This is a genomic window from Erwinia persicina (assembly GCF_019844095.1).
Classification (GTDB): Bacteria; Pseudomonadota; Gammaproteobacteria; order Enterobacterales; family Enterobacteriaceae; genus Erwinia; species Erwinia persicina.
Genome location: NZ_CP082141.1, coordinates 3602574 through 3625557, shown reverse-complemented (window position 1 = coordinate 3625557; position 22984 = coordinate 3602574). Strand labels below are relative to the sequence as shown.

30 protein-coding genes and 1 riboswitch are annotated in these 22984 nt (G+C 55.2%); of the genes, 10 read left to right on the top strand and 20 right to left on the bottom strand.

Annotated features, from left to right (window positions below):
• Positions 1–7: 7 nt before the first annotated feature.
• Positions 8–829 (bottom strand): shikimate 5-dehydrogenase, encoded by an 822-nt coding sequence (locus K6L24_RS16800; RefSeq protein ID WP_118664570.1) that lies wholly within the window; start codon positions 827–829, stop codon positions 8–10.
• 239 nt (positions 830–1068) lie between these two features.
• Here K6L24_RS16800 and K6L24_RS16795 point away from each other — a divergent pair, with 239 nt between their 5' ends.
• Positions 1069–1704, top strand: coding sequence for an alanyl-tRNA editing protein (locus tag K6L24_RS16795; protein ID WP_062747919.1), 636 nt, complete (start codon positions 1069–1071; stop codon positions 1702–1704).
• Here K6L24_RS16795 and K6L24_RS16790 read toward each other — a convergent pair.
• Entirely contained in the window at positions 1701–2624 is a 924-nt protein-coding gene (locus K6L24_RS16790; protein WP_222681665.1) for a pyridoxal-phosphate dependent enzyme, read from the bottom strand. The two genes, K6L24_RS16795 and K6L24_RS16790, sit on opposite strands and share 4 nt — an antisense overlap.
• Positions 2621–3334 (bottom strand): helix-turn-helix transcriptional regulator, encoded by a 714-nt coding sequence (locus K6L24_RS16785; RefSeq protein WP_222681664.1) that lies wholly within the window; start codon positions 3332–3334, stop codon positions 2621–2623. The genes K6L24_RS16790 and K6L24_RS16785 overlap by 4 nt, the downstream gene beginning before the upstream one ends.
• Positions 3335–3457: 123 nt before the next feature.
• Positions 3458–3528, top strand: a riboswitch (Fluoride riboswitch).
• 78 nt (positions 3529–3606) lie between these two features.
• On the opposite strand from K6L24_RS16785, the gene crcB reads away from it, so the two are divergent.
• Positions 3607–3984: a fluoride efflux transporter CrcB gene (gene crcB, locus K6L24_RS16780; protein ID WP_062747912.1), complete on the top strand. Its 378-nt coding sequence runs from the start codon at positions 3607–3609 to the stop codon at positions 3982–3984.
• Positions 3985–3986: 2 nt separating this feature from the next.
• Here crcB and K6L24_RS16775 read toward each other — a convergent pair whose 3' ends face one another.
• Entirely contained in the window at positions 3987–4736 is a 750-nt protein-coding gene (locus K6L24_RS16775) for a hypothetical protein (protein WP_062747909.1), read from the bottom strand.
• Between the two features lies 1 nt (position 4737).
• On the bottom strand, positions 4738–4935 hold the full coding sequence (locus K6L24_RS16770) for a hypothetical protein (protein ID WP_062747907.1): 198 nt from the start codon (positions 4933–4935) through the stop codon (positions 4738–4740).
• Positions 4936–5127: 192 nt separating this feature from the next.
• Between K6L24_RS16770 and iraP the strand changes: the two genes are divergently transcribed.
• Complete coding sequence (iraP, locus tag K6L24_RS16765; RefSeq protein ID WP_062747906.1) at positions 5128–5421, top strand: anti-adapter protein IraP; 294 nt, start codon at positions 5128–5130, stop codon at positions 5419–5421.
• On the opposite strand, the gene K6L24_RS16760 is transcribed toward iraP, so the two are convergent.
• A complete protein-coding gene (locus tag K6L24_RS16760) occupies positions 5418–5588 on the bottom strand; it encodes a hypothetical protein (protein WP_167550588.1) in 171 nt (56 codons plus the stop codon). The genes iraP and K6L24_RS16760 overlap by 4 nt on opposite strands.
• Before the next feature lie 144 nt (positions 5589–5732).
• On the opposite strand from K6L24_RS16760, the gene K6L24_RS16755 reads away from it, so the two are divergent.
• Positions 5733–6623: a dihydrodipicolinate synthase family protein gene (locus tag K6L24_RS16755; RefSeq protein WP_191927289.1), complete on the top strand. Its 891-nt coding sequence runs from the start codon at positions 5733–5735 to the stop codon at positions 6621–6623.
• Between the two features lie 60 nt (positions 6624–6683).
• On the opposite strand, the gene yjbE is transcribed toward K6L24_RS16755, so the two are convergent.
• The gene (gene yjbE, locus K6L24_RS16750; RefSeq protein WP_118664566.1) at positions 6684–6926 is read right to left on the bottom strand and encodes an exopolysaccharide production protein YjbE; all 243 of its coding nucleotides are present in this window, start codon (positions 6924–6926) and stop codon (positions 6684–6686) included.
• Between the two features lie 430 nt (positions 6927–7356).
• On the opposite strand from yjbE, the gene K6L24_RS16745 reads away from it, so the two are divergent.
• Together K6L24_RS16745 and K6L24_RS16740 are read left to right on the top strand one after the other, a co-directional pair.
• Complete coding sequence (locus K6L24_RS16745; protein WP_062747900.1) at positions 7357–7944, top strand: class I SAM-dependent methyltransferase; 588 nt, start codon at positions 7357–7359, stop codon at positions 7942–7944.
• Positions 7945–8016: 72 nt separating this feature from the next.
• Positions 8017–8247, top strand: a complete 231-nt coding sequence (locus K6L24_RS16740) for a hypothetical protein (RefSeq protein WP_062747898.1) — start codon at positions 8017–8019, stop codon at positions 8245–8247.
• Between the two features lie 74 nt (positions 8248–8321).
• Here the strand turns inward: K6L24_RS16740 and K6L24_RS16735 are convergent, their stop codons facing one another.
• The 3 genes from K6L24_RS16735 to K6L24_RS16725 all read right to left on the bottom strand — a co-directional run bounded on the left by K6L24_RS16735 (position 8322) and on the right by K6L24_RS16725 (position 10105).
• Entirely contained in the window at positions 8322–9335 is a 1014-nt protein-coding gene (locus tag K6L24_RS16735; protein ID WP_194715982.1) for an acyltransferase, read from the bottom strand.
• Between the two features lie 117 nt (positions 9336–9452).
• Complete coding sequence (locus K6L24_RS16730; RefSeq protein ID WP_222681663.1) at positions 9453–9701, bottom strand: hypothetical protein; 249 nt, start codon at positions 9699–9701, stop codon at positions 9453–9455.
• A gap of 200 nt (positions 9702–9901) precedes the next feature.
• Positions 9902–10105 carry a KTSC domain-containing protein gene (locus tag K6L24_RS16725; RefSeq protein ID WP_118664565.1) on the bottom strand — a complete coding sequence of 68 codons (204 nt, stop codon included), beginning with the start codon at positions 10103–10105 and terminating at the stop codon, positions 9902–9904.
• Between the two features lie 342 nt (positions 10106–10447).
• Between K6L24_RS16725 and K6L24_RS16720 the strand changes: the two genes are divergently transcribed.
• A complete protein-coding gene (locus tag K6L24_RS16720) occupies positions 10448–10642 on the top strand; it encodes a hypothetical protein (RefSeq protein WP_012442290.1) in 195 nt (64 codons plus the stop codon).
• A 60-nt stretch (positions 10643–10702) separates the two neighbouring features.
• On the opposite strand, the gene K6L24_RS16715 is transcribed toward K6L24_RS16720, so the two are convergent.
• The 7 genes from K6L24_RS16715 to K6L24_RS16685 all read right to left on the bottom strand — a co-directional run bounded on the left by K6L24_RS16715 (position 10703) and on the right by K6L24_RS16685 (position 18205).
• On the bottom strand, positions 10703–12280 hold the full coding sequence (locus K6L24_RS16715; protein ID WP_222681662.1) for an ABC transporter substrate-binding protein: 1578 nt from the start codon (positions 12278–12280) through the stop codon (positions 10703–10705).
• A 154-nt stretch (positions 12281–12434) separates the two neighbouring features.
• Positions 12435–13100, bottom strand: coding sequence for an ABC transporter ATP-binding protein (locus K6L24_RS16710; protein ID WP_062747889.1), 666 nt, complete (start codon positions 13098–13100; stop codon positions 12435–12437).
• Entirely contained in the window at positions 13093–13941 is an 849-nt protein-coding gene (locus tag K6L24_RS16705) for an ABC transporter ATP-binding protein (protein WP_062747887.1), read from the bottom strand. Before K6L24_RS16705 ends, K6L24_RS16710 begins: the two co-directional genes overlap by 8 nt.
• Entirely contained in the window at positions 13931–14791 is an 861-nt protein-coding gene (locus K6L24_RS16700) for an ABC transporter permease (protein ID WP_062747886.1), read from the bottom strand. The genes K6L24_RS16705 and K6L24_RS16700 overlap by 11 nt, the downstream gene beginning before the upstream one ends.
• The gene (locus K6L24_RS16695; RefSeq protein WP_062747885.1) at positions 14788–15843 is read right to left on the bottom strand and encodes an ABC transporter permease; all 1056 of its coding nucleotides are present in this window, start codon (positions 15841–15843) and stop codon (positions 14788–14790) included. The genes K6L24_RS16700 and K6L24_RS16695 overlap by 4 nt, the downstream gene beginning before the upstream one ends.
• Positions 15843–17411, bottom strand: a complete 1569-nt coding sequence (locus K6L24_RS16690; protein ID WP_062747883.1) for an ABC transporter substrate-binding protein — start codon at positions 17409–17411, stop codon at positions 15843–15845. The genes K6L24_RS16695 and K6L24_RS16690 overlap by 1 nt, the downstream gene beginning before the upstream one ends.
• Before the next feature lie 122 nt (positions 17412–17533).
• Positions 17534–18205, bottom strand: a complete 672-nt coding sequence (locus K6L24_RS16685) for a CPBP family intramembrane glutamic endopeptidase (RefSeq protein WP_222681661.1) — start codon at positions 18203–18205, stop codon at positions 17534–17536.
• A 440-nt stretch (positions 18206–18645) separates the two neighbouring features.
• On the opposite strand from K6L24_RS16685, the gene K6L24_RS16680 reads away from it, so the two are divergent.
• Positions 18646–18942 carry an I78 family peptidase inhibitor gene (locus K6L24_RS16680; RefSeq protein ID WP_062747879.1) on the top strand — a complete coding sequence of 99 codons (297 nt, stop codon included), beginning with the start codon at positions 18646–18648 and terminating at the stop codon, positions 18940–18942.
• Between the two features lie 53 nt (positions 18943–18995).
• Here the strand turns inward: K6L24_RS16680 and K6L24_RS16675 are convergent, their stop codons facing one another.
• The 3 genes from K6L24_RS16675 to K6L24_RS16665 all read right to left on the bottom strand — a co-directional run bounded on the left by K6L24_RS16675 (position 18996) and on the right by K6L24_RS16665 (position 20912).
• The gene (locus K6L24_RS16675; protein ID WP_240343527.1) at positions 18996–19487 is read right to left on the bottom strand and encodes a thioredoxin domain-containing protein; all 492 of its coding nucleotides are present in this window, start codon (positions 19485–19487) and stop codon (positions 18996–18998) included.
• 283 nt (positions 19488–19770) lie between these two features.
• A complete protein-coding gene (locus K6L24_RS16670) occupies positions 19771–20031 on the bottom strand; it encodes a biofilm development regulator YmgB/AriR family protein (protein WP_062747877.1) in 261 nt (86 codons plus the stop codon).
• 203 nt (positions 20032–20234) lie between these two features.
• Entirely contained in the window at positions 20235–20912 is a 678-nt protein-coding gene (locus tag K6L24_RS16665) for a MarC family NAAT transporter (RefSeq protein ID WP_062747875.1), read from the bottom strand.
• A gap of 433 nt (positions 20913–21345) precedes the next feature.
• Here K6L24_RS16665 and cspE point away from each other — a divergent pair, with 433 nt between their 5' ends.
• Positions 21346–21552 carry a transcription antiterminator/RNA stability regulator CspE gene (gene cspE / locus K6L24_RS16660; protein ID WP_062747873.1) on the top strand — a complete coding sequence of 69 codons (207 nt, stop codon included), beginning with the start codon at positions 21346–21348 and terminating at the stop codon, positions 21550–21552.
• Positions 21553–21771: 219 nt separating this feature from the next.
• Positions 21772–22983 carry a multidrug efflux MFS transporter gene (locus K6L24_RS16655; protein ID WP_062747871.1) on the top strand — a complete coding sequence of 404 codons (1212 nt, stop codon included), beginning with the start codon at positions 21772–21774 and terminating at the stop codon, positions 22981–22983.
• Position 22984: the final 1 nt, after the last annotated feature.

Sequence of the window (22984 nt, the reverse complement as noted above, 5' to 3'; positions counted from 1 at the left end):
GAAGCGCCTATCCCAGGCGCGCGTGCTCTGCGGCCTTGCGAAAGAGCACATCATCCGGGCGCACCCCGGTGTACAGGGCAAATTGCTCTACGGCCTGAATAGCAAACACTTCAGAACCGGTGATCGTCGTTTTGTCCTGACTGCGTGCATAGCGCACCAGTGGCGTCAGCTCAGGTAGCGCGACCACTTCAAAGATCACGCTCGCCGCGTCAATCGTGGTCGTATCAAATGACAGCACGTCGGCATCAATGCCACCCGCCATTCCGGTGGGGGTGGCATTGATCAGCAGTCCGGGCTGTAATCCATCAAGGCTGGCACGCCATTCAAAACCGTACAGCGCAGCGAGCTCACGGCCCCGGGTCTCGTTACGTGCAACGATCACTCCCTGACTGAATCCGCTGTCTTTTAAGGCACAGGCCACGGCTTTTGCCATACCGCCGCTACCGCGAAGGGCGAAAGTCAGCCCGGTGTTCACCTGATACTGCTTCAGCAGGCTGACGATGGCGATGTAGTCAGTGTTATACGCCTTCAGATAGCCATCTGTGTTAACGATGGTATTGACCGAGTTGATGGCGCTGGCGGAGGCATCCAGCTCATCCAGTAGCGGAATACACTCCTCTTTAAATGGCATTGAGATGGCGCAACCCCGTATACCCAGCGCGCGAACGCCGCCGATGGCCGCCGTCAGATCCCGGGTAGTAAAGGCTTTATAGAGGTAATCAAGATCGAGAGCATCGTACAGATAATTATGGAAACGGGTGCCAAAGTTGCCAGGGCGCGCCGCCAGTGACATACAGACCTGGGTGTCTTTATTCAGATTTTTAGTCATAGCATCGTCTCTGAAAGAAAAGGGGTAACCAGCATGGACTAAAACAGCGAGATAAAAAACCGCTGAATGGGCTGGCATATTGTCTCTGTTCCGGCGACGTACGTCACAACGAGTAAATTACCCCTGTTGTTGATTAATGGCGTTTTTCAGGTATCAATTTCAACATTTTGTTTAATTTGTTATTGAGAGATGCTAATTTACAGCCTGCATTCCGTCCACCTGGAGAGTCTGACCCCCCCATGACAGAAAAAGCCTATTACTACAGCGACAGCCTTGAAATGACCACTGAGGTCCTGCGCTGTGAACCGGATGACAGCGGTCATTACCGTGTCATTCTCGCTTCCACGCTGTTTCATCCACAGGGCGGTGGCCAGCCCTCCGATCGCGGCACGCTGGGCGGGGCAGAGGTGGTGAAAATCAGTCAGGAAGAGGGTCAGGTAATCCACCTGCTGGCCACGCCCGTCCCTACGGGGGCCACTACCCTGGTCGTCGACGCAGAGGTCCGCAGACGGCACACGCAAATGCATTCTGCGGGGCATCTGATCGGCGTGGCCGGTGAACAGTTTGGCTGGCATGCCACCAAAGGCGATCACCGTCCTGGTGCGGGCCGGATAGTTTTCGCACCCGGTATAACCTCAGCTGAGGTGGAGAGGGCGGCACTGGAACGGCTTACACGCGAGCTGGTCGCCGCCGATCTCCCCCGGGTAGTGAGTGAGCTGGCGGGATTGCGCAACGTGACCTGGGGATCGCTTCCCGCCTTTGCCTGCGGCGGCACACACGTGCTGACGACCGCGCAGGTTGGCCTGGTACACATCACCCGTGTTAAAGAGAAGAAAGGGCAGTTATCCGTGCAGTATGAAGTGGAAGACCACTAATCATTCAGTGCGGTCGAGGCCGCGTGCAGCTGGGCGATACTGCTGGTCGCCCCGCCGCAGACAATCACCAGCAGATTGTGATACGCGGCGAGCTGCGGATGCATATCGTAGACCACCGCCAGACTGGCTCCACAGGCCGGTTCCACCAGCACCCGGTGATCGTCCAGAAAGCGTGTGCAGGCATTGACCGCCGCCCGATCCGATACCAGCAGACTCTGTACAGTATGTTCGCGGGCGCACCGCAGTGCCTGGTCACAGACCTGTTTTGCACCCAGCGATGAGGCGATACTGTGGATGCCATCCAGTTCGACCGGATACCCGGCCGCCATTGCCGCGTGAAATGAAGCGGCCCCTTCGGTTTCCACCGCCAGTACGGGCACATCCTGCCAGCCGTTACGCTGCAGCCCTGCCACCACACCGGCCAGCAGGCCCCCACCGCCCACCGACAGCACCACGGCATCAGGACGCATTCCACTCTGCGCCACTTCATCAATCATGGTGGCATGGCCCTGCCACAGCAGCGGATCGTCGAAGGGGTGAAGAAAGGCATCCTGCGTACCCAGCAGTGACTGCGCGTAATGATTCGCTTCCTGCCAGGAGCTGCCGTGGACGATCACCTCTGCCAGTTCCTGCCGCAACAGCGTCTGTGCCCAGTGCGAAGTGGTTTCCGGCACCACGACCGTCACGGGTACGCCAAGATGTCGCCCTGCCCAGGCCACCGCCAGCCCGGCATTGCCGCCTGATGAGGATACAAATCGTCGGGCACCCCTGCGTTGCCAGGTTTCGCATGCCAGGCCGATGCCGCGAATTTTAAACGAGCCCGGAGGCTGTAACGCCTCCATCTTTAGCAACACGTTATGGCCGGTCAGCATGCTCAGCGGGCGGGAGGTAAGGAGTGGGGTGGCAATATGCAGACTCATGACGGACTCCCGGGCTGTTGCCCATCGCGGATTTCATCCAGGTAGTTGTATATGGTGTAGCGGGTAACGCCAAGGGCTGTAGCGGCTTTTTCGATACCGCCTTTAACAATAAACATACCGCGTTCCTGCATTTTTCTCACCGCTGCCAGCTTGGCCTGTTTACGTGAAAGGCGCAGGTCGCCATTCAGCTCACTGAGCGAGTCAGCAATAATCTCCGCCATCAGCTGTGCCATATCTGCACTTTCTTCAGCCGCAGGCGGCGGGCTGTCCGGGCTGTTCAACAGGTTGTCGAGGCAGCGTCTTGCTGCCAGAAGCTCACTGTTGTCGGTATTAATACAGAGTGCTGCAAATGCCTGGCCGTTGCTGTCGCGGTAAAGTGCAGTTGCGCTTCGCAGCGTCTGACCCTGCTTACCGCGGGTCGGGTAGTCCGGGATCACCGTCGGGACATTATCGTTCGCAGGAGTTGTCTCGTTAATTAACGCCTGAAGCCCCCGATCCTGAGCAGGAACATCCAGTACCGGGCTGCCCAGCACACGACCGGTAACATGGCCGTTGGTGATGGCCAGCACGGATTTCTCGGGGTGTTCAAGGTCGTGCAGGACGACTTCAGTATTGCGTCCGATCACATTGCCGAGTGCAGTGACGGCAGCGTGCAGGGTTTGCAGGATCAGGGCGCGTTCATGGGCGATATCAGGAGAGTGGGCGGACATAGTGACTCGGCGGCAGAGTAGGGGAGAAAGAACAATATCAACACCCTGTTTAGCAATCAACAATATGTTGTTTTTTTCAGTGTGCGAGCGGCTTGCAAAACGGGCGCTCGCTGATTATCTTAATGGCGACAAGGTGATGGTGTTCCACCTTTCCCAACCGCCCGACTGTCCGGGCTGATGACGCCTGAAACTCTGGCCCTTTTCACGAGGTCGGTGTATCAGGCTGTTCGTTATCTGCCTGCAGGCACCTTCCTCTTTATCCTGAGGACTTTATGCTGAAACCTTTACTGGCTGTGATGATTGGTGGCTGCGCGGGCTGTGTTATTCGCTGGCTGCTCGCGGTACGACTCAACGCCCTGTTTCCCAACCTGCCACCCGGTACGCTGCTGGTTAATCTGGTGGGCGGATTTATCATTGGTGCCACGGTGGCCTGGTTTGTCCGCCATCCAGGGATCGACCCGGCATGGAAGCTGCTGATCACCACCGGACTGTGCGGCGGTATGACGACATTTTCCACCTTTTCGCTGGAAGTGGTCACGCTGATGCAGTCCGGTAGCTATCTCTGGGCAATGGCGTCTGTCATGATCCACGTCATCGGATCGCTGCTGATGACCTTTGCCGGCTTCTGGTTGATCTCGGTGCTGTTTTAATCTCAACTGGCCAGCGCGCTGGCGCTGGCCGGATCAAACAGTGACAGGCTCTCTATCTGATCCAGCATAATCACTTTGCGGAAAGCCATGGCTGACTTTGGCTCTGAATCCAGCGTGATGTCGTGTTCGGCATACCAGCGGCTGTAGTTGTGCTCAATGCATAAATTGAGTTTTTTACCGTCGCGGTAGCCACTCAGCATCGGGATCAGCACCACATTGGCGGTGGCCACATTGTCATACGAGGCCGCGTGGATCATTCCGATATAGATTCGTCGCGACTTCAGGGTGATCCATGCCAGTTCCCCCTCTTCCATACACTGAAACAGTAACCCTTCGACGCCGTTGGCGCGTGACAGCTTTTTATACAGTTTTTTTCGGCCGTTGCTGTCGAGCCGCGCACTGCCAGACCAGCTGGAACGATAGAGGCAGAACGCGACGGCAAACGCCAGCATGACCACGACCGGTGCCTGGATACCTAAGAAGCTCCAGGTCATAAACTCGATTTGCCACTGATGATGCAAGCCATCAGCCAGTTGGGGAATCGCGTTGAAAATGGCGGATGCCGCCAGCAGCAGCAGCCAGATCAGACCGGTCGCCAGCACCCCCTGCAGGACGAAGATACAGCCGTACAGGGCGACAAGAAAGTACACATCCCAGCCAAATGAACGTTTGATTTTAAACCGGGTAGAAAGGTCACGGCTGGTGTACCAGTAGCCGCACACCATCAGCACCATAAATATTGCTGTTCCCATCTCAGGCCCCTTTTAACGTATTAACGTGCCGGGCAAAATCTTCATGCACTTCATAGCTGGAAAAGTTAACCATAGCGCAGCCATCTTCATCAATCAGGATGCGATCACCGTCCTCAATGGATTCGGCGATATCACGCTGGCTCATCACCTGGAGCAGGGATTCAGGGCTGGAAAACAGTGAACAAATAAAACGGAACATAGTCTCTCCTTTGCGGGTTTCGGGGAAGCCTGGCAGCAGAGTAGCGATTGCGCTATCAGATGAGGGTGAAAGTCGTCACTCAGACATTATCGGAAAATGCGACGAATTGATCTTTCTTGTGGACTGTCCTGTTTACCCGCTTCGATCAGGGTGGTAATTTCATACGAATAATCTTATGAGGATAATAACAACATGAAGCAACTGGTCATCGATATTTTAATGAAGCTCGCCAAAATGGATGTAGATACTAAAGAGCTGACAGCCCAGGTCGAGGCCCAATCCCTGCTCATTGCCGCGCTGCTGCTAACGGCGGGTAAAGACGGATCGGCCTCCATTTCCGAAAATATTCAGAACGCTGTTCTGGCTGCATCACAGAGCGGTGATGGTTTTTTACAGACAGATGTGGATCTGCTGTTAACGCACGTCAACCGTTTGCTGGCGGTGACGCGGTTTGTCGATGACGCAGCGGCGACAGAAAACAGCTAACGATAAACCTCCCCACACAGCAGCACGACGTTGGGGCGGCGTGCAAGAATACGTTCGGCCATCTGTTCACAATCGTACCGGGTGGGGTAAATATGCTCGGATACCGGCAGTGCGTCACAGGCGTCATATCCACAGGCACTGACGAGTAATACGAAGCCGATTAACATCACTCACTCCTTTGACAGATTAGGAACTGATTCAAGTATAGGCGACTGGACGAAGCGGGTGTGTTCCGCGTGTGCCCGGCTGTACGATTCTGATTTCACCCACCCATTGCCAGCGTCAGGCTGGCCATTTCAGGAGTGTCATTCATGCAGTTCAAGGGGCTTTCTGCTTTCCCCATCACACCGACTGATGCAGCCGGTGTGGTGGATATACCGGCGCTGGAAAAGGTGTTGCTGCGGTTGAAACAGGCGGGTGTGGACTCAGTCGGCCTGCCCGGCAGCACCGGGTTGTATGCTTATCTGAGCCGTGACCAGAAGCGGCGGGCCATTGAAGCTGCTGTGGCCTGTCTGGGGCCGGATATACCGGTTATCGCCAGTGCCGGGGCACTGCGCACCGATGAAGCCTGCCTGTTGGCGCAGGATGCTGAAAGCGCGGGGGCGAAAGGTATTTTACTGGCCCCGGTTTCTTATACCCCTCTGGGCGAAGAAGAAGTGTTTCAACACTATGCCAGTGTGGCCGGTGCCACCGGACTGCCTGTCTGTGTCTACAATAACCCGGGAACCACGCATTTTACCTTTAGCCATCGTCTGCTTCAGCGACTGGGCACGCTGAAGCAGATCCGTGCGGTGAAACAGCCGGGTCAGAGTGGTATCGGTGAACAGGATGTGACGGCGCTGCGCGACCTGTTTCCTGCGGAGTTTGCGGTCGGCTACAGCGGCGACTGGTTTGCAGCCGGGGCATTGCTGGGCGGAGGCGATGTGTGGTTTAGCGTGGTTGGCGGCCTGCTGCCGCAGCCAGCGCTGGCGTTAACCCGGGCCGCCCAGGCGGGAGAGGCAGAGCGGGTCGCCGAGCTGAACCAGCAGTTTGAACCGCTGTGGCAGCTTTTTCAGAGCCTGAGCAGTTTGCGTGTGATGTATGCGGCAGCGGATATTCTGGGGATCTGCCAGCCGGTTCTGCCCCGGCCGTTGCTGGGGCTCGACAGCGCAGAGCGCAGGCGGGTTGAGCAGGTACTGAAAGACATGCCCAACGTCGTGTGAGCGATCAGAAATGGCCCGGCGCATGCGCAGGGCCATTGAGTGCTGTGTGTTGAAAAATAACTAACGTGAAACCGTCGATGTTGTGGTGGTCGTGGTGCCGGTATTGGAGCCATCGCCGCCGCCTGATGTGGCCAGCGCCACGCCCAGCAAAGCGGCAACCACACCGACGCCAACGGCATCTGACGTGCCGTCTGACATGGTCGATGCACTACTTCCTGCTGCCTCACCTGCACCGGTAACGGCCCAGGTATTGGCACTTCCTGCCAGCAATAGCAGCAGAAAAACTGATTTAGCGAATTTCATTTTATTATCCTCGGGCATGAAGACAGCAGGTGCTGCCGGAGAAGAATAATCAGATTTGACAGGGGTTGATATGGGCATCTCACGATGGTGTCAGACCGACTCCAGCGACCGTGGCGGGAAAAAAGATCCAGCTAATACTGACCTTTCGCTGCTGTCATCAAACGGTCATCTTTACTGCCGAGCAACGGACAGCGCGTAATAAGAACTTTCTCCTGTCAGGGACGGATAAGGCTGGTTGTGAAATGTGGCCGCCTGAAGCTGGAATCACCGTCTCATTTTCAGAATATCCTCTCCGCCCGCCGAACCGCGCGCTCTCTTCCTGCGGCCATTTGCGATTAATCCTGGTTTTAGCCAAACAGAGCAGGTTTTTAAGAACTTGTTGAGTCACTTATGGCCTACTGAAGACTGCCGTGTTGAACTGAGGGGAAGTATGTTGCTATCCGCACTGTCATATATCAAAGATAAGACCGGCTATTTGCAGGAGTTTATTTCTGACCCGCGCAAGACCGGTACCATTGCGCCTTCATCAAAAGCCCTATGCAAAACCATGTCGGATGCTGTGGACTGGCAGGAAAGTCTGCGTATTGCTGAACTGGGCGCCGGTGATGGCGTGTTGACCCGCCATCTGCTTACCCGGATGCGGCCGGAGGCGACGCTGTTAACCTTCGAGACCAATCCGCGCTTTCATCCGCGACTGATGGCACTGCAGGATCCCCGCTTGCAGGTGATTGGGGAGTCGGCAGAAACGCTGAAGGGAGAATTCGATGCCATTTTTTCCGGCCTGCCGTTGCTGTCGCTGCCTCATGCTGTGCGCCACCGTATTTTGCAGCAGGCAGCCTCCCAACTGAGTGCTAATGGTGTGTTCGTGCAGTTCCAGTACACCTCACTCTGTGAGCCTCTGCTTTCCACTTATTTTGCCTGGAATCGTACGCGTGTGCTGGCAAACCTGCCACCGGCCTGGGTCTACCGTGGCCACTCACTGGCCCAGCTTCCCTGGGCGAACCGTAGCGAAAAATGAGATTGATCTGACTCTGACGAAAGACAGGCGGAGCTTTGCTATGCTTAATCTTTAACCCAAGAGGAGGATGTAATGAGCACTGATGATGTAGTGATGGTTTCAAGTGAAGAAGAAGTGTGCAATATCATTGGGAAAGCAGTGGTCGATCTGAGTATTACAGGACAGCCCGTTAACAAATCCACGCTGGGCTTAAAGCTACTGGCGATGGCGGATCAGGATCAGGATGACGAACGCATACTACTGTACTGGATTGCCCGTCGGGCAATCAATCAGCCGCAAAAATTTGCGGAGGCACGGTTCTGATAACCGGCCAGTAACCGGTACGTCTGCGACCGGCTATCAGCGGCCGTTCAGGAAGGTGCTGAACGGCCATGACATCAGGTCAAACGTCTGAGTCCCGGGATGCGCTCCAGCACGGCAATCAGCAGTGTTGATATCGCGTAGCAGACCAGAGCCACCAGTGGGATGCTTAATGCGGAGTAGTAGTTGTTAAAGTTTACGCTCCAGACACGGAGTACCGTTTCCAATACCAGCATATGAATAAAGAACACCCCCACGCTCAGCCTGGCCAGATGGCGAATGACCAGATTTTTTCGTCTTGAAAAGCGCAGTGGCGCATTCAGCAACATAAAGAAGCAGGCCAGTGCCAGCACCACGATGGTCGGGGCAGAGTAAAACAGGAAGATATCATTGGGTTCGCCAATGCTTTTCGACAAAGAATAGCCCATCACTGCAGTTAATACCGCACTTAAAATAAAGATAACACTGGCGATAGTGACCTTTGGCGACAATTTATAGCGGCGAACGACCCCTCCAATAATATAAAATCCTGAAAGGTAGATTACCATATCAATATTACTGGGTGTCGGTGCAGGGTGATTTTCCAGCACGCTCTCTTTAAAATGGTCAAACAGCATATACACCGATGCCAGCGCAAACCACAGGGTAAGAATGTAGTTAATACGCTGCCTGCTACCGTGCTGGATAAAGGTGTTCAACAGCGGGGTGAACAGGAACAGCAAAATCATCGTATAGATAAACCACAGATGGTCGTAGGCTGGCGTACTCAGAAGGTCCAGCAGGCTGAAGGGGGTCGCGCTTTCGTTTATTTTTCTGTTATAAATGAAATAGATTACCGTCCACAAAATAAGCGGGATCAGTAAGTCGACTACGCGCGTTTTCAGCGTGCTTAATAAAGATTCATTTTTATTTAGCGATATATAACCGGCGATCAGTAAATAAAGAGGAAACGAAATTCTCCCCAGTACGTCATACATTACCGCAACCGACCAGGCACCATGAAAGGTGCTGAAGGGTATCGCTGCCGTATGAAGCAGAATAACCAGATAGGTGGCGATAAGCGTTAACAATTTAATATTGAGCGTTTTCAAACAACGGATTCCTTTGCCAGAGGGCTACACTGCATGGCATCTGCAGGTGTTCACTTGTACTAAAGGTATCATATCCGCGTTGAAGTCCGATCTTTTACTGTAAAATTTCCCGCCTGGTTAACTACGCTGCTGATTAACGGTGATTTCTGCCGCACAGGTTTCGTCGGGTTTAACGATACGAAACTCAGCGCTACCCTGGTGGACATAGATACAGGCTCGACCAGCATCGCCGCCGTCCTGCTCCTGCGAGAGGGAAATCACAATTTTCTCTGCCGTTGAAGAGGGCGTGAACAGACTGAAGCCCGAGAGCAACACTATCAGACCACAGCGCTCGGAGAGTCTTTGTATTTCGTGAAATTGCAACATCGTGTGCCCTCCATTAGCCTTAACTGTTCCAGGCAATAAGTGCAGGCCACCCTGACCTTTGCGCATTATGGCCGTTGCCTGTAATAAGGCTGAAGCAATATCGACGTTTAGGGGGGCGCACCACTATGAGAATACTCTTAATTATGCTGGATCTGAAGTAAAGGCGGAAACCAGCCTGTCTCCGCCTGACTTCTCAGGGACTACTGCTGCAAAAACTGATGCTTGATGTGCTGATAGAAGAATGAGCCTTTCGATGGCGCGGCCATAAAAAAATGCCAGGTGGTCAGTGGAACATCGCGGTAGGTCCAGGTGCCATGACCCAGTAACTGCACTTCCAGTATTCGTTTTTCGGCATCGTAACCGACAGAGTGAATCGCTGATGAGGCGACCATTTGGCGTTTCATATCCCCTCCCATACTGCATTGTGGTGATTAAAATTTAATCTATTTGCGCGATTTTGCCTTGTCTGAAATCAAAGATAGCGAGTCAGAAGCACAGAAAGATCATTGAAGGAGGTGAGGGAAAGCGGAGGGGAAAAATAAGCCTCGGGAAGTGGGAAACCCACGAACACTTCCCGAGGCCATGCAAATGCATAATTCGTTACGGGCTCACTTTACCTGCATCTGTAAACTTGTACAACATTATTTTTTTATGTACAAGTTTGCGCAGGATCGCTGGCAAAAAGAGTGACGCAGGCGGGTTATCCTTGATAGAGTGCGGGTTACACTGTATTAGCGGAATGAGATATGTCGAACGAAATTGCACACCCGTCCAACAGCCCGAAGCAAGCAGCCCTACAGCTGGTCATTGAACTGGTTCGCGCGGGGAAATTAAGCCCGTTACAGGGCGATGCGGCTAATATGATTTCGATCTATGAGCAGTTTAAGACGCACTTTGAAGCGGAAAAGCATAAACACGCTTCTGAATCTGCGATCTCGTGAGCCGCTTGTTCAGATGCCTGAATGTGTCAGCTACGGGCAACAGCCCGTAGCTGATGGCGATCACTTTTTACTGATCAGATCAAAATAGAGCAGACTGATACCGATCCCCTGATAGTCGCCCTGAATAGTGTTACCCAATCCAACCTGTTGCTGCCCCTGTAATGTCACCACATACGGCGAATTCTGCTGCACTTCAGTTTGTAGCTGCTGATAGAGCGCTGTGCGCTTTTTGACGTCGCTTTCTGCCGCCGCTGCACGCGTTTTAGCACTCAGCTCAGGGATGTTCCAGCCCACGCGCCAGGCGAGCGTTTTGGGGCCACCCGCCACGTTGTAGGCGAAGGTACTGGCATTGCTGTTGGCATCAACATAGTCCGCACCCCAGTAGATAAAGATGGACTGGAAGTTACGCCCACGCATTTTCCCCCACAGTTCTGATTCCGCCACCGGCTGAATATCTATCTGGATATCGGCTTTGGCAAAGCTGGCCTGCAGTGCCTGCGCGACATCGCTATAGGGGGGTTGATTAATAATGGTCAGAGAGAAGCGGGTGCCAGGCTTAATCCCCCCCTTAGCCAGGATGGCTTTCGCCTTTGCCACATCGTAGTGGAAAGGCTGGTTAGTCAGTGCGCCGTCAAAACCGGCAGGCAGGAAGGTCTGATGCGTCTGGTACTGGCCTTTCAGCAGTTGTGTGGACAGACTGTCATAGTCAACCAGCCAGCGAGCGGCCTGCCACAGTGCCGGATTACCCAGCGCCGGTTGCTGTTTGTCCTGGGTGTTGAAACCGATGTAGTAAATCAGGCTGGAAGGATAACTGGCGACGCGCACGTTCTTCTGGTTTTTCAGCGAGGCAAACTGATCGGCACCCAGGTCATAGGCCACATCGGCATCCCCTTTTTCAAGAAGCAACCGGCGCGAACCGGTATCGGTGACGCTTTTCAGGATCACCCGCTGCAGATGCGGGACGGGTCGGGCATGAGGATTTTTTTCCAGCACCAGCGCCTGCTGGGGGATGTATTGACTGATAGCAAAGGCACCGCTGCCCGCTGAATGCGTTCGCAGCCAGGTATTGCCATAATCCTGCTCACTGACGTGCTTTTTGACCAGCCTGCTGTCGACCGTTGACGCCACGGGCGAGGTGAGCAGACGCAGCGCCAGATCCTGCCCAATGTCGGATACCCAGCGCAGTTCAAACTCCGTCTCACTGAGCCGGGTGAACTGCGCGTCAATGTTTTCCGGCGTCCAGCCAAACTCCCCAAGAATGAACGCCGGCGTTTTGTTGAGCTTCACCGCTCGCGTGAGTGAGTAGATCACATCGTCGCTGGTGACCGTGTTGCCGCTGGCGAACGTTTGCCCCGGCTTGAGCGTGAATCGCAGGCTACGCTCTGTGCTGCCTGTCTGCCACTGGCTGGCCAGCGTTGGTGACAGTTGGCGCTCATTACGGATCGCCGGTGACACCAGCGTCTGGTAGACATTGCGCAGGCTACTGGTGCTGACGGTTTCAAAACTCTCCGCCGGATCGAAGCTGATGATACCGTCAAGCGAGATGGCCACCACCAGTGTGTCAGCAGGGGTTGCGGCCTGAGCAACAGGGGTGAATGCCAGCGTGCTGGCGAGGAGCAGAGGAACGATGTTGCGCATAAAAAGTCCTGAAATGAGAAAGATATCAGGACTATAGGCGGATAGCGTGCCATCGGAAATGCCGGTTCTGACTATGCTTAGCTGTTAAAGACACAATCCGAAGGGGCGGCCGAAAAAAGCGTCACCCCGGATGCATCCCGGCCGGGTATAGCGGTTAAGCGACTATTCGCCCCTGCGCCATCTGCACGGCGCGATCGCACATATGATCGATAACGTCCGGATCGTGACTGACCAGCACCATTGTCAGATTATCCTGCTGCTTCAGCTGATTGAGCAGGTTGAGGATCTCCGCCTGCACTGACATATCCAGTGCGGAGGTGGGTTCATCCAGCAGCAGGATTTTCGGCTCCAGCAGCAGCGCCCGCACAATGGCAACGCGCTGACGCTGGCCGCCAGAAAGCTGATGCGGGTAACGGTCGGCCAGCGCCGGATCCAGCCCGACGTGACGGAAACCCTGATCGATACGATCGTGAATATTCTCTGCCTGGATCAGCTTTAACGGCTCTGCCAGCGTCCGGCGCAGGCGATGGCGCGGATGCAGTGAGGCATAGGGGTCCTGAAATACCATCTGCACGTCACGCCTGAGCTGGCCGGTGAAGGGCTTACCCGGCGCTGCCTGATGGCCAGCCAGCTGCATCCCGCCCTGCCAGTGGGGGTTAAGACCGGCCATCACCCACAGCAGCGATGATTTGCCGCAGCCGGAAGGGCCGACCAGGCCAAAACATTCGCCCGGTTTCACCGACAGCGTGACATCATGCACCACGGTGCGCAGATCGTAACCCTGCTTATGGGCCACGCTCAGTTGGGATAAATCAATCATGCTGTAGTCCCCCGGCCAGCGCGTCACGATCCAGTACCGGCAGCGGCTGGCCGCGCGTCAACTTACTCGGGCGGCACGACCACAGTGTGCGGGTGTAAGGGTGCGTGGCGTGAGGAAGATCGGCGGCCGGTAATTGATCCAGCACTTCTCCCTGGTACATCACCATTACGCGGTCACAGTGTTCGGAGACCTGTTGCAGATCGTGGCTGATCAGCAGCAGGCCCATATCACGCTGTTCCACCAGATTGCGGATCAGCGCCAGCACCTGATCGCGCATGGCGTGATCGAGTGCCGATGTGGGCTCATCGGCGATCAGAAAACGGGGTTCAGCGATCAGCGCCATCGCCAGCATCACGCGCTGGCCCATCCCGCCCGAAAGCTGGTGGGGGTAGCGTTTCATTTGCTCTGCGGGCTGGGGCAGGCCCACTGCCGCTAACATATCGCAGACCTTCTCTTTTATTTCAGTCCGTGAGAAGCGGCCATGCAGCCTGAGCGGCTCTGCCACCTGCCAGCCGATCGTCCGCAGCGGGTTAAGGGCGTATTTCGGATCCTGCATCACCATGCCGAGCTCGCTGCCGCGCAACTGGCTCCAGCGTCGCTCGGTCAGCGTCAGGGCATTCTCCCCGGCGATGCTCAACGTTCTGGCCTGGATCTGCAGTGACGGCGCCAGCAGCCCCATCAGTGCGCGCGCGGTCAGCGATTTCCCGGAGCCGGACTCGCCGACCAGCGCCACTCGTTCGCGGCCCAGCGTAAAGCTGATATTTTTTACCAGCGCAGTGCCGTCGGCACTGCCGATCGTCAAACCATCGGCGACAATCTGTGCAGAAGGATCAGTTGCCATTTCGGGTATCCAGTCGGTCACGCAGGCCGTCGCCTGTCAGGTTAAACGCCAGGCTGGCGAACAGAATAGCGCCGCCGGGAACGGCAGCGACCCACCACTGGTCAAAGATGACCTTGCTACCTTCCGCGACCATTGAGCCCCATTCCGCAGTAGGCGGCTGAATACCCATACCGAGGAAGCCAAGCCCTGCCGCAGAGAGGATAATGCCACCCAGGCTGAGCGCTGCACGCACCACGGCGGTGGGCAGGCACAAGGGCAAAATGTGCCCGAACATCAGGCGAAGGCCGTTGATGCCCTGCATACGTGCGGCAGCGAGATAGTCGCTTCGGCGCAGCGCCAGCGTTTCAGCGCGTGCCTGGCGGGCAAAGGGAGGCCAGCTGGTCAGCGCCAGCGCCAGTGCACCGTTCATCAGGCCCGGCCCCATCATGGCCACCAGCGCCAGGGCAATCACCAGGTTGGGCAGTGAGAGGAAAATATCGGTGATACGCATCAGGACACGTTCGCTCCAGCCGCCGAGATAACCGGCGCTGATGCCAATCAGCATTCCGACCGGAATGGTCAGCACCAGAATCAGTGACACCAGCAGCAGGGTCGGACGTGCGCCGTAAATCACCCGGGAGAGCAGGTCGCGGCCAAAGCCATCAGTGCCAAGCCAGTGGCTGGCAGAGGGGGGCATCAGACGCGCCGCCATTTCCTGGGCATTGGGATCAAACGGGGCCAGCAGTGGGGCAAACAGGGCAGCGAAGATCAGTAACCCCACCAGGCTCAGGCCAACGATCAGCGTAATATTGCGGCGGGTACGTCGCGCGCGCGGTTTGACGCTTGCAGCATCAGAGAGAGATTGCGTCATCGGGTTCTCGGGTCGGTCAGATAAGTTAACGCATCCGCCAGCGCATTGATGGCGATAAAGCAGCCGCCGATCAGCAGGGTGGAGCCGAGGATCGCCGGGGTATCGGAGGCGAACAGCGCGGTGGTCATATAGCGCCCGACGCCGGGCCAGGCGAAGACGGTTTCTGTCAGCACCGACCCTTCCAGCAGCGTGGCATAGGAGAGTGCCAGCACGGTGATCAGCGTTCCACGGACGTTAGGGAAGATATGCAGCAGCAGAATACGCCCCCGGCTGGCCCCTTTGGCGCGTGCCAGAGTGACATACTCTTTGCTGCTCTCTTCCAGTAACGCCGCGCGCAGCAGGCGGGTTATGGTGGCCATCGACAGCAGCCCCAGCACCACGACCGGCAGCCACAGGTGTGCGATGGCATTGCGGAACATCTCACGGTCGCCGGACAGCCAGCTGTCAATCAGCACCAGCCCGGTCTTCGGTTCCAGAGTGTAAATCCAGATATCATCCAGACGCCCCGGTCCGGCAGACCAGTGCAGTACGGCATAAAACAGCAGCAGCCCCAGCAGCCCCAGCCAGAATACCGGTACTGAGTAGCCGAGCAGAGAGATCAGGCGGGCGACGTTATCCAGCACGCTTCCCGGTTTCCATGCGGCCAGCAGCGCCAGCAGAATACCGAATACGGCACCGAAGATCATCGCGCAGGTGGCCAGCTCAATGGTCGCCGGGAAAGTGCGCAGCAGATCGCTGGCAACGGGCTGATTAGTGATGCTGGAGATCCCGAGATCGCCACGCACCAGATGTTCGAGATAGTGCCAGAACTGCACCGGCACCGGCTCATCGAGCCCGAGGCTGGCCCGGACCTGAGCATAGGTGGATTCGCTGGCATGATCGCCGGCAATTTGCAGCACCGGATCGACCGGAGACAGATGAGACAGGGCAAAGGTGAAAACCAGCAGTCCGAGCAGTGTCACCACCAGTGAAAGCAGGGCACTAAGGGCCCCACCGCTGCGGCGCCAGAAAAGCCGGGCAGAAGGCCCGGCGCTGTGTTCGGATACCGCCATTACTTGGTGACCTGGCTGTAGTACACCATATCCGGGTTGATCCCCTGCACGTAGCCTTTCAGGTTGTCGCGCAGTGCCACCAGATTACGGGCCTGCATGCCGATGACATACGGGGAGTTCTTCTGCACTTCGCGCTGCATGTTTTCATACAGTTCGACGCGTTTCGCTTTGTCGGTTTCTGCCGTCGCAGCCAGCGTCTGTTTGCTCAGTTGCGGAATATGCCAGTTAGAGCGCCATGCCAGGGTTTTGCTGCCATCTTCAGGATTGTAGGCAAAGGCGGCGGCGTTAGTATTGGGATCAAAGTAGTCTGCCCCCCAGGCATTCAGGGTTGCTTCATACTGGTGCGCTTTCACGCGGGTCGCCACTTCGGAGCTGATACCTGGCTGTACTTCCACTTTTACCCCGCCTTTAGCAAAGCTGGCCTGCAGCGCCTGAGCAATGTCGAGGTAGGGCGGCTGATTGCTGACAGACAGCTTAAAGCTGACGTTGGTCAGGCCGGCTTTCTTCAGAATGGCTTTGGCTTTCTCAGGATCATAGCTGTACGGGTTGTCATTGAGGGCACCGAGGAAACCCTCAGGCAGGAAGGACTGATGCACCTGGAACTGGCCTTTCAGCAGATCGTTAGCAATGCCTTTGTAATCGAACAGGTAACGGGAAGCTTCCCACAGCGCCGGGTTTTTCAACGCCGGGTTGGCATCAATGTTGAACTGAATGTAGTACAGGGAGGCCATCGGCACCGCGAGGGTCTTCACGCCCGGCTTATTCTTCAGGGAGGCCATCTGGTCAGCCCCCAGATTACGGGCGATATCGGCATCTCCCTGTTCCAGCAGCAGACGGCGTGCCGCCGGCTCCGGGACGTTTTTGATCAGCACATTTTTTAGTTTAGGTGCCCCGGCCGGTGAGGTCGGGTTGGCGCTGAACAGGACGACTTCATGCGGTATGTATTTGCGGATCTGATACGGGCCGCTGCCTGCGGAATTCAGGGCCAGCCATTTGTTACCCAGATCGCCTTTTTGCTCATGCGCCATGACGGTTTTTTCATCAACAATTGAAGAGACCGGGGCGGCCAGCAGACTGAGCACGTAGGTTGGGCTGACGTCGGCACTCCAGCGGATTTCTACTTGATTATCATCGATTTTCTTAAACTGGGCGTCGACGTTCTCTTTAGTCCAGCCTAACTGGGTGAGAATAAACGACGGGTCGAGGTTAAGCTTCACCACACGCGACAGGGAGAAGATGACGTCTTCCGGGCGCACCGGATTCCCTGAAGCGAATTTAGCCCCTTCTTTCAGGGTAAACGTCATACTGCGGTTATCGCTGCCTGGCGTCCAGCGGGTCGCCAGCGTGGGTTTCAGGTCGATCGGGTTTTGCGGATCGGACTGGACAAGGCGCTGATAGAGGTTGGTAAACGCCTGAACTGAGGTCAGCTCGAAACCGTCTGCCGGGTCGAAGCTTTTGGCATCATCAATAGACTGAGCGATGACCAGCGTATCTGCCGGAGTCGCGGCAGAGGCCGCAAAGGCGGCGGCCAGTGCCAGTGCAAGAACGGAAGGGACTGCAATTTTCATGACGTTTCCTGGAATGACGTTTTTCGCGAGTGTAAGGGAACAAGCATTAAGAACAATAGTAGATTATTCGCTATCGTTATGCTGGAAAGTTATAAGGTGAATGAAACAGTTATAAAATTGAATCATGCCCCGACCCCCTGACCGCTGAAGTGGCTCCACAGAATCGGGCTGATACTGAGCAGATTGTTAAGCATATGCAGGAATATGGGCAGTTTCAGCCCGGCGGAAACCAGGCGCGCGGCGCACAGCAGCAGGGAGAGTACCACCAGGGCAATCACTGTTTGCAGATGGGCATACTGGGTGTGCATGGCCGCGAAGATAAGGGAGGTCAGTAGGGCACAGGCCACGCGCTGGCGGGGTGCCCACAGCAGGAATCCCTGAAGAATAAAGCCGCGAAACAGGATCTCTTCAAATACCGGCGCGAGAAACACGACCGCGATGGCAAAGGCCAGCAGCACGGTGGTGCTGTCGTTGAGTTGCTCGCCGGTCCAGCCTTCCTGACGCAGATAGAGAGACTGGCTGGCAATCACAGCCAGCAGCAGTCCGGTGAACAGCAGCGTCTGTCCCGGCCGAAGTCTGCCTGGCGGGATATCTGAATAATGACGCGAGTACGCGCGGTAAAGGGGCAGCAGGGCGGCGAACTCCAGCAGGCAGAGGACCGGCATCAGCAGCCCCTGACTCTTTAACGCCGCGAAATGGGGAATACTGCTGACGATGACCGTGATGCTGTACCAGACCAGAAAGACGCCAGCGCAAAGCAGGGTGTGATTAACCCGGTCGGTTGAGGGTGTCATGGCAGGGGGTCCGATAGCCGGTGAAGAAGGCGATGGTAACAAGCACAACGAACGCTGTCGAGAAGGCGACGGCAGCAGCGTAATGTGTAAAAAGGGAGATTTTTTTACGCGGGGGCGCGATGCAGGACGGCACGGGAGCTTAAGCGACATTGCGCGCTCCCGTCGACCAGAAGCGCGCTCAGAGGGTTAACGGATTCTTACCGCCACCAGCGTCATGATGACAGCAAAAGTAACAAAAATTGCCAGTTCCATAAGAATATCCTCTCAGGGGATTCCGTTAAAATTATAGTCTTCCTCTGATTGAAATTTGAGCAGAATGTGCGCTGGTGTCCCGTAAAAGCCCAGGCGTCAGGGGGGATTTTGGCTGCGCAATTAATGTGTAATCTGTTAACCTTTCAGGGTAATTGCCGGATATCTACGCAAAGAGAGGAGAAATAACTGTGAAATATTATGGGAAACTGGCTTTAATTGCCGCGCTGGTTGCGCTTTCAGGCTGTCAGTCGGGCAGCAATAAAAGTGCTTCCGCCGCGCCGGTCGATCCTGAGATGGACAGATGTGGCGCCTCTCAGTATCAGCAATATGTCGGTAAGCCGCTGGCATCGGTGTCGTCTTTGCGCTTTGAAAATGCTGTGCGCGCCATTCCGTATAACTCTGCCGTTACGATGGATTTTAACCTGAATCGTATTAACTTTATGGCCGATCAGCAGGGTAACATAAGCCAGGTTTACTGCGGCTGATCTCTCCTGTCATCAGATTGATTCCCAGGGGCGCCCGCTGTGCCGGTCGTCCCTCAGTAATACCACTTCCTCACCCACCACAGACGCAGCCAGATCCCTGGTGCGCTGGTCCAGCCGCTGGTGGTCGCGACGACTTCCCCGTTTGCCACCATCAGTAAGGTTGGTGTTGTGGTCACGTTCCAGCGAGCGGCCAGCTCTCCCCGACTGTCGTTAACCACAGGCAGGGTCAGATGGTGCCCATTCAGGTAGCGAACAATACTAATGTCATTGCCCGAACGGTGAGCGATAGTCAGTACGCTGGTGCGTTTGTCATTCAACTGCATTAATACGGGGACCGTGTCTTTACAGGCACCACACCAGCGGTCCCAGAACCAGACCAGCAGGGGTTTTTTATCACTCAATTCGGCCAGCGTCAGATTCTGACCGTCTATTGTATGCAGGGACTGAGTCGAAATATCGGCGGGAAGATCCGGGGAGCGAAAAGCATCCACCAGTCTGATAAAAAGGATCAGTAACAGGACAGGCATCAGCAGATAAAGGCTCACCTTCTTGAATTGATTTATGAGTTTTTGGTGCCAGTTGCGCATTACCTGTCTCCGCCTGCGTCCGGCGCATATCTTAACGGGGCGAGGGTGAATGGCAATCTTATCGCGTGTAAACATTCGTATAGGGGGGCAGGGAGGGGCGTGAGTTGTCATCTGGCTGCAATCTCAGCGCGATAAGGTCATCCGGTAAAACAGTGATTTCCTCGTGACGCTGAAAAATATGCAATGCTCGTCTTTTCCCGCCTTGTGCGGGATTTTTTTACCCCTCTTCCGCAGAAACCCTTCACCCGATCGGACGCCCTTTAGGATTCTCCAGGATCTGTGCCAGCAGGTTACGATACCCTTCCAGTACCGACTCATCAGCCTCATGCTCCAGACGTGCAATGACGTTGGCAATAATGGCTTTATTACTGGGCGATTTTCCGTTCTGCATCAGCTCCATCATAATGGCTTCCAGTAGTTCGCTCTCTTTCGGGGCATGAAACGACGGGCTGTTGAAATAGTCGGTGATGGCGCGCCCCGCGCCGGGTAGCTGCTGACTCATGGCAAACCTCCACAAACGCGCCTTCAGTGACCAGAGGTGACACTGAAGGTTCGGGTTAATTATATTCGCGACAATGACTCAGACTGCCAGAACGGCAGTCTGCCGCCTGTTTAAAAGATAAACAGGCGGGAGTTGACTATTACTCTAGATGGCGGAGAGGGGAATGCCAGTAACAAACAGAAATATTTTTAATTCTGTCAGCGCTAGGCCGGCAACACATGATAGGTGGAGATCACTTCCAGAATACCGTTAATCATAAATTGCACGCCCATACAGACCAGTAAAAAGCCCATCAGGCGGGAAATCGCCTCAATGCCGCCTTTGCCCACCAGGCGCATGATGGTGCCGGAACTGCGCAGGCAACCCCAGAGAATAACGCCAATGGCAGCAAACGTCAGAGGCGGAGCCAGCATGATCACCCAGGGCTCAAACGTGGTGCCGCTGTGAATGGTTGAGGCGGTGCTGATAATCATCGCAATCGTCCCCGGCCCGGCGGTGCTCGGCATGGCCAGCGGCACGAACGCAATATTCACTGCTTTACGCTCGCTCATCTCATCCATTTTATGGTCGGCTTCAACCGACTGTCCTGCCTGCTGTTGTGGAAACAGCATACGAAAACCGATGAAGGCAACGATCAGCCCACCGGCAATACGCAGCCCCGGAATGGAGATTCCAAAGGTATCCATCACCACATTACCGGCGTAATAGGCGACGGCCATGATAATAAAGACGTAAATAGAAGCCTGTAACGACTGGCGGTTTCGCTCCTCATAGTTCATGTCACCCGCCAGCCCCAGGAATAGAGCCACGGTGGTTAACGGGTTCGCCAGCGGCAGCAGCACCACCAGGCCAAGGCTAATGGCTTTCATCAGTTCTAACATCGCTGGGGGATCCTTACGCGATAAAAGGGGATAAAGCATCATGCCTTATCCCCACAGGGATGCGAAGTGTAACTTGAGTCATGGCGTTAGGATTAGGCCTTACGTGGTGCTTATGGGGCAGGGTAGTAATAAACAGGAAGCGTCACAGGAAAAAGTGAATAAAAATTTAAAATATTTTATGTTTTAAATCAATTGGTTGTGCGTTTGCGTGTTTTTTTGTTCCGCGAACCCTTGTACTGAAGTCGGTGTTATGAGTAAATGCACTCGTTGGTTTTGATACAGACCCACGTATGCGAGCAATTTTAGTAAAGCAGTCTTCAGTTCAAGCGTTATTTCAAGCTTCTTCCTGACTTCCTTCTGAGTGCCTCATAGTAATCCCTGTTGACAAACCCTGTGCCCACTGTGGCTTACTACAATTTTGAAGGAAAGACCCATGTCAATGACTGGTTTAGTAAAATGGTTCAACGCTGAGAAAGGTTTCGGCTTCATTTCCCCAACTGACGGCAGCAAAGATGTATTCGTACACTTCTCTGCAATCCAGAACGGCGGCTTCAAGACGCTGGAAGAAGGTCAGAAAGTCTCTTTCACTATCGAAAATGGCCAGAAAGGCCCAGCAGCTGCTAACGTAACTGCTATCTAAGTTTGTTTTCCGCTTCGGCGGTAATGAACTCAGATTCGATGTGAAGAAAAACCCGCCCTCGTGGCGGGTTTTTTGCGTTTAACGTCCAGACATCAGCGGTAAGATTCGTTTGCTAACAAAATTCTCTCTGACACTGTGCCATAAGCGACTGACGGCCGTGAAGAGTGTTGTTACACTTAATATACAGTCCCCCCTGCGACAGGTTTTACGTACAGTACGATGGAATCCTGGAAGGTTAACCTCATCTCCGTCTGGTTCGGTTGTTTGTTTACCGGGCTGGCTATCAGTCAGATTATCCCGTTTCTTCCCCTCTACGTTGAACAGCTGGGCGTTACCGACCCTGATGCCCTGACACTGTGGTCAGGCCTGATTTTCAGTATCACTTTCCTGGTTTCTGCTATTGTCTCGCCAATGTGGGGCAGCCTTGCCGATCGTAAAGGGCGTAAACTGATGCTGCTGCGTGCCTCCCTCGGGATGGGCGTGGTGATCCTGCTTCAGGCCTTTGTCTCCAGCGTCTGGCAACTGCTGGCACTGCGTGCGCTGATGGGGCTGACCTCGGGCTATATCCCGAACGCCATGGCACTGGTGGCGGCTCAGGTTCCGCGTGAACGCAGCGGCTGGGCGTTAAGCATGGTCAGTACCGCACAAATCTGCGGGGTGATTATGGGCCCGTTAATGGGCGGACTGCTGGCAGACTGGCTCGGGTTGCAGGCAGTGTTTATTATCACCGCCTGCCTGCTGATGATAAGTTTTCTTATCACCCTGTTCCTGATCAAAGAGGGCGGCCCTCCGAGGGTGAAAAAAGAGGACAAACTCAGCGGCAGCATGGTATTTCACACGCTCAGTCGTCCGGGCCTGGTGATCAGCCTTTTTGTCACCACACTGGTTATCCAGCTCTGCAACGGCTCGGTCAGCCCGATTTTGACGCTGTTTGTCCGCGAGCTTGAGCCGCACGTGCAAAATATCGCCTTTGTCAGTGGGATGGTGGCTGCCATTCCTGGCGTGTCGGCGCTCCTCTCTGCGCCCACGCTGGGCAAACTGGGTGATCGGATCGGAGCTGAACGTATTCTGTTTGCCGCGCTGATTTTTTCTGTGGTGCTGTTTGTCGGCATGTCCTGGGCAGACAGTGCGGTGGAACTGGGGATTTTTCGTTTTCTGCTGGGATTTGCCGATGGGGCGATGATGCCTGCGGTGCAGACGCTGCTGCTGCGCTATTCCAGCGATCAGGTTACCGGACGTATTTTTGGTTATAACCAGTCCTTTATGTACCTGGGTAACGTTGTCGGGCCACTGATGGGCTCAGCCATTTCTGCTGCAGCAGGCTTCCGCTGGGTATTTGCCGCGACGGCGGTGGTGATCCTGGTGAACAGCGTACAGCTGATTTGGGTCTATCGTCGATCCCGGCGCAACGCTATGCTGCGCCGGGGCTAAC

What these genes read in the sequence shown, in the direction of transcription:
- K6L24_RS16665 (WP_062747875.1), bottom strand. Translation starts at nt 20,912, where the DNA reads ATGTTAGAACTGATGAAAGCCATTAGCCTTGGCCTGGTGGTGCTGCTG.
- K6L24_RS16800 (WP_118664570.1), bottom strand. Translation starts at nt 829, where the DNA reads ATGACTAAAAATCTGAATAAAGACACCCAGGTCTGTATGTCACTGGCG.
- K6L24_RS16720 (WP_012442290.1), top strand. Translation starts at nt 10,448, where the DNA reads ATGTCGAACGAAATTGCACACCCGTCCAACAGCCCGAAGCAAGCAGCC.
- K6L24_RS16770 (WP_062747907.1), bottom strand. Translation starts at nt 4,935, where the DNA reads ATGTTCCGTTTTATTTGTTCACTGTTTTCCAGCCCTGAATCCCTGCTC.
- K6L24_RS16715 (WP_222681662.1), bottom strand. Translation starts at nt 12,280, where the DNA reads ATGCGCAACATCGTTCCTCTGCTCCTCGCCAGCACGCTGGCATTCACC.
- K6L24_RS16730 (WP_222681663.1), bottom strand. Translation starts at nt 9,701, where the DNA reads ATGTTGCAATTTCACGAAATACAAAGACTCTCCGAGCGCTGTGGTCTG.
- K6L24_RS16725 (WP_118664565.1), bottom strand. Translation starts at nt 10,105, where the DNA reads ATGAAACGCCAAATGGTCGCCTCATCAGCGATTCACTCTGTCGGTTAC.
- K6L24_RS16700 (WP_062747886.1), bottom strand. Translation starts at nt 14,791, where the DNA reads ATGACGCAATCTCTCTCTGATGCTGCAAGCGTCAAACCGCGCGCGCGA.
- cspE (WP_062747873.1), top strand. Translation starts at nt 21,346, where the DNA reads ATGTCAATGACTGGTTTAGTAAAATGGTTCAACGCTGAGAAAGGTTTC.
- K6L24_RS16740 (WP_062747898.1), top strand. Translation starts at nt 8,017, where the DNA reads ATGAGCACTGATGATGTAGTGATGGTTTCAAGTGAAGAAGAAGTGTGC.
- K6L24_RS16785 (WP_222681664.1), bottom strand. Translation starts at nt 3,334, where the DNA reads ATGTCCGCCCACTCTCCTGATATCGCCCATGAACGCGCCCTGATCCTG.
- K6L24_RS16755 (WP_191927289.1), top strand. Translation starts at nt 5,733, where the DNA reads ATGCAGTTCAAGGGGCTTTCTGCTTTCCCCATCACACCGACTGATGCA.
- K6L24_RS16775 (WP_062747909.1), bottom strand. Translation starts at nt 4,736, where the DNA reads ATGGGAACAGCAATATTTATGGTGCTGATGGTGTGCGGCTACTGGTAC.
- K6L24_RS16685 (WP_222681661.1), bottom strand. Translation starts at nt 18,205, where the DNA reads ATGACACCCTCAACCGACCGGGTTAATCACACCCTGCTTTGCGCTGGC.
- K6L24_RS16710 (WP_062747889.1), bottom strand. Translation starts at nt 13,100, where the DNA reads ATGATTGATTTATCCCAACTGAGCGTGGCCCATAAGCAGGGTTACGAT.
- K6L24_RS16655 (WP_062747871.1), top strand. Translation starts at nt 21,772, where the DNA reads ATGGAATCCTGGAAGGTTAACCTCATCTCCGTCTGGTTCGGTTGTTTG.
- K6L24_RS16670 (WP_062747877.1), bottom strand. Translation starts at nt 20,031, where the DNA reads ATGAGTCAGCAGCTACCCGGCGCGGGGCGCGCCATCACCGACTATTTC.
- K6L24_RS16695 (WP_062747885.1), bottom strand. Translation starts at nt 15,843, where the DNA reads ATGGCGGTATCCGAACACAGCGCCGGGCCTTCTGCCCGGCTTTTCTGG.
- K6L24_RS16745 (WP_062747900.1), top strand. Translation starts at nt 7,357, where the DNA reads ATGTTGCTATCCGCACTGTCATATATCAAAGATAAGACCGGCTATTTG.
- iraP (WP_062747906.1), top strand. Translation starts at nt 5,128, where the DNA reads ATGAAGCAACTGGTCATCGATATTTTAATGAAGCTCGCCAAAATGGAT.
- crcB (WP_062747912.1), top strand. Translation starts at nt 3,607, where the DNA reads ATGCTGAAACCTTTACTGGCTGTGATGATTGGTGGCTGCGCGGGCTGT.
- K6L24_RS16795 (WP_062747919.1), top strand. Translation starts at nt 1,069, where the DNA reads ATGACAGAAAAAGCCTATTACTACAGCGACAGCCTTGAAATGACCACT.
- K6L24_RS16705 (WP_062747887.1), bottom strand. Translation starts at nt 13,941, where the DNA reads ATGGCAACTGATCCTTCTGCACAGATTGTCGCCGATGGTTTGACGATC.
- K6L24_RS16760 (WP_167550588.1), bottom strand. Translation starts at nt 5,588, where the DNA reads ATGTTAATCGGCTTCGTATTACTCGTCAGTGCCTGTGGATATGACGCC.
- K6L24_RS16690 (WP_062747883.1), bottom strand. Translation starts at nt 17,411, where the DNA reads ATGAAAATTGCAGTCCCTTCCGTTCTTGCACTGGCACTGGCCGCCGCC.
- K6L24_RS16790 (WP_222681665.1), bottom strand. Translation starts at nt 2,624, where the DNA reads ATGAGTCTGCATATTGCCACCCCACTCCTTACCTCCCGCCCGCTGAGC.
- yjbE (WP_118664566.1), bottom strand. Translation starts at nt 6,926, where the DNA reads ATGAAATTCGCTAAATCAGTTTTTCTGCTGCTATTGCTGGCAGGAAGT.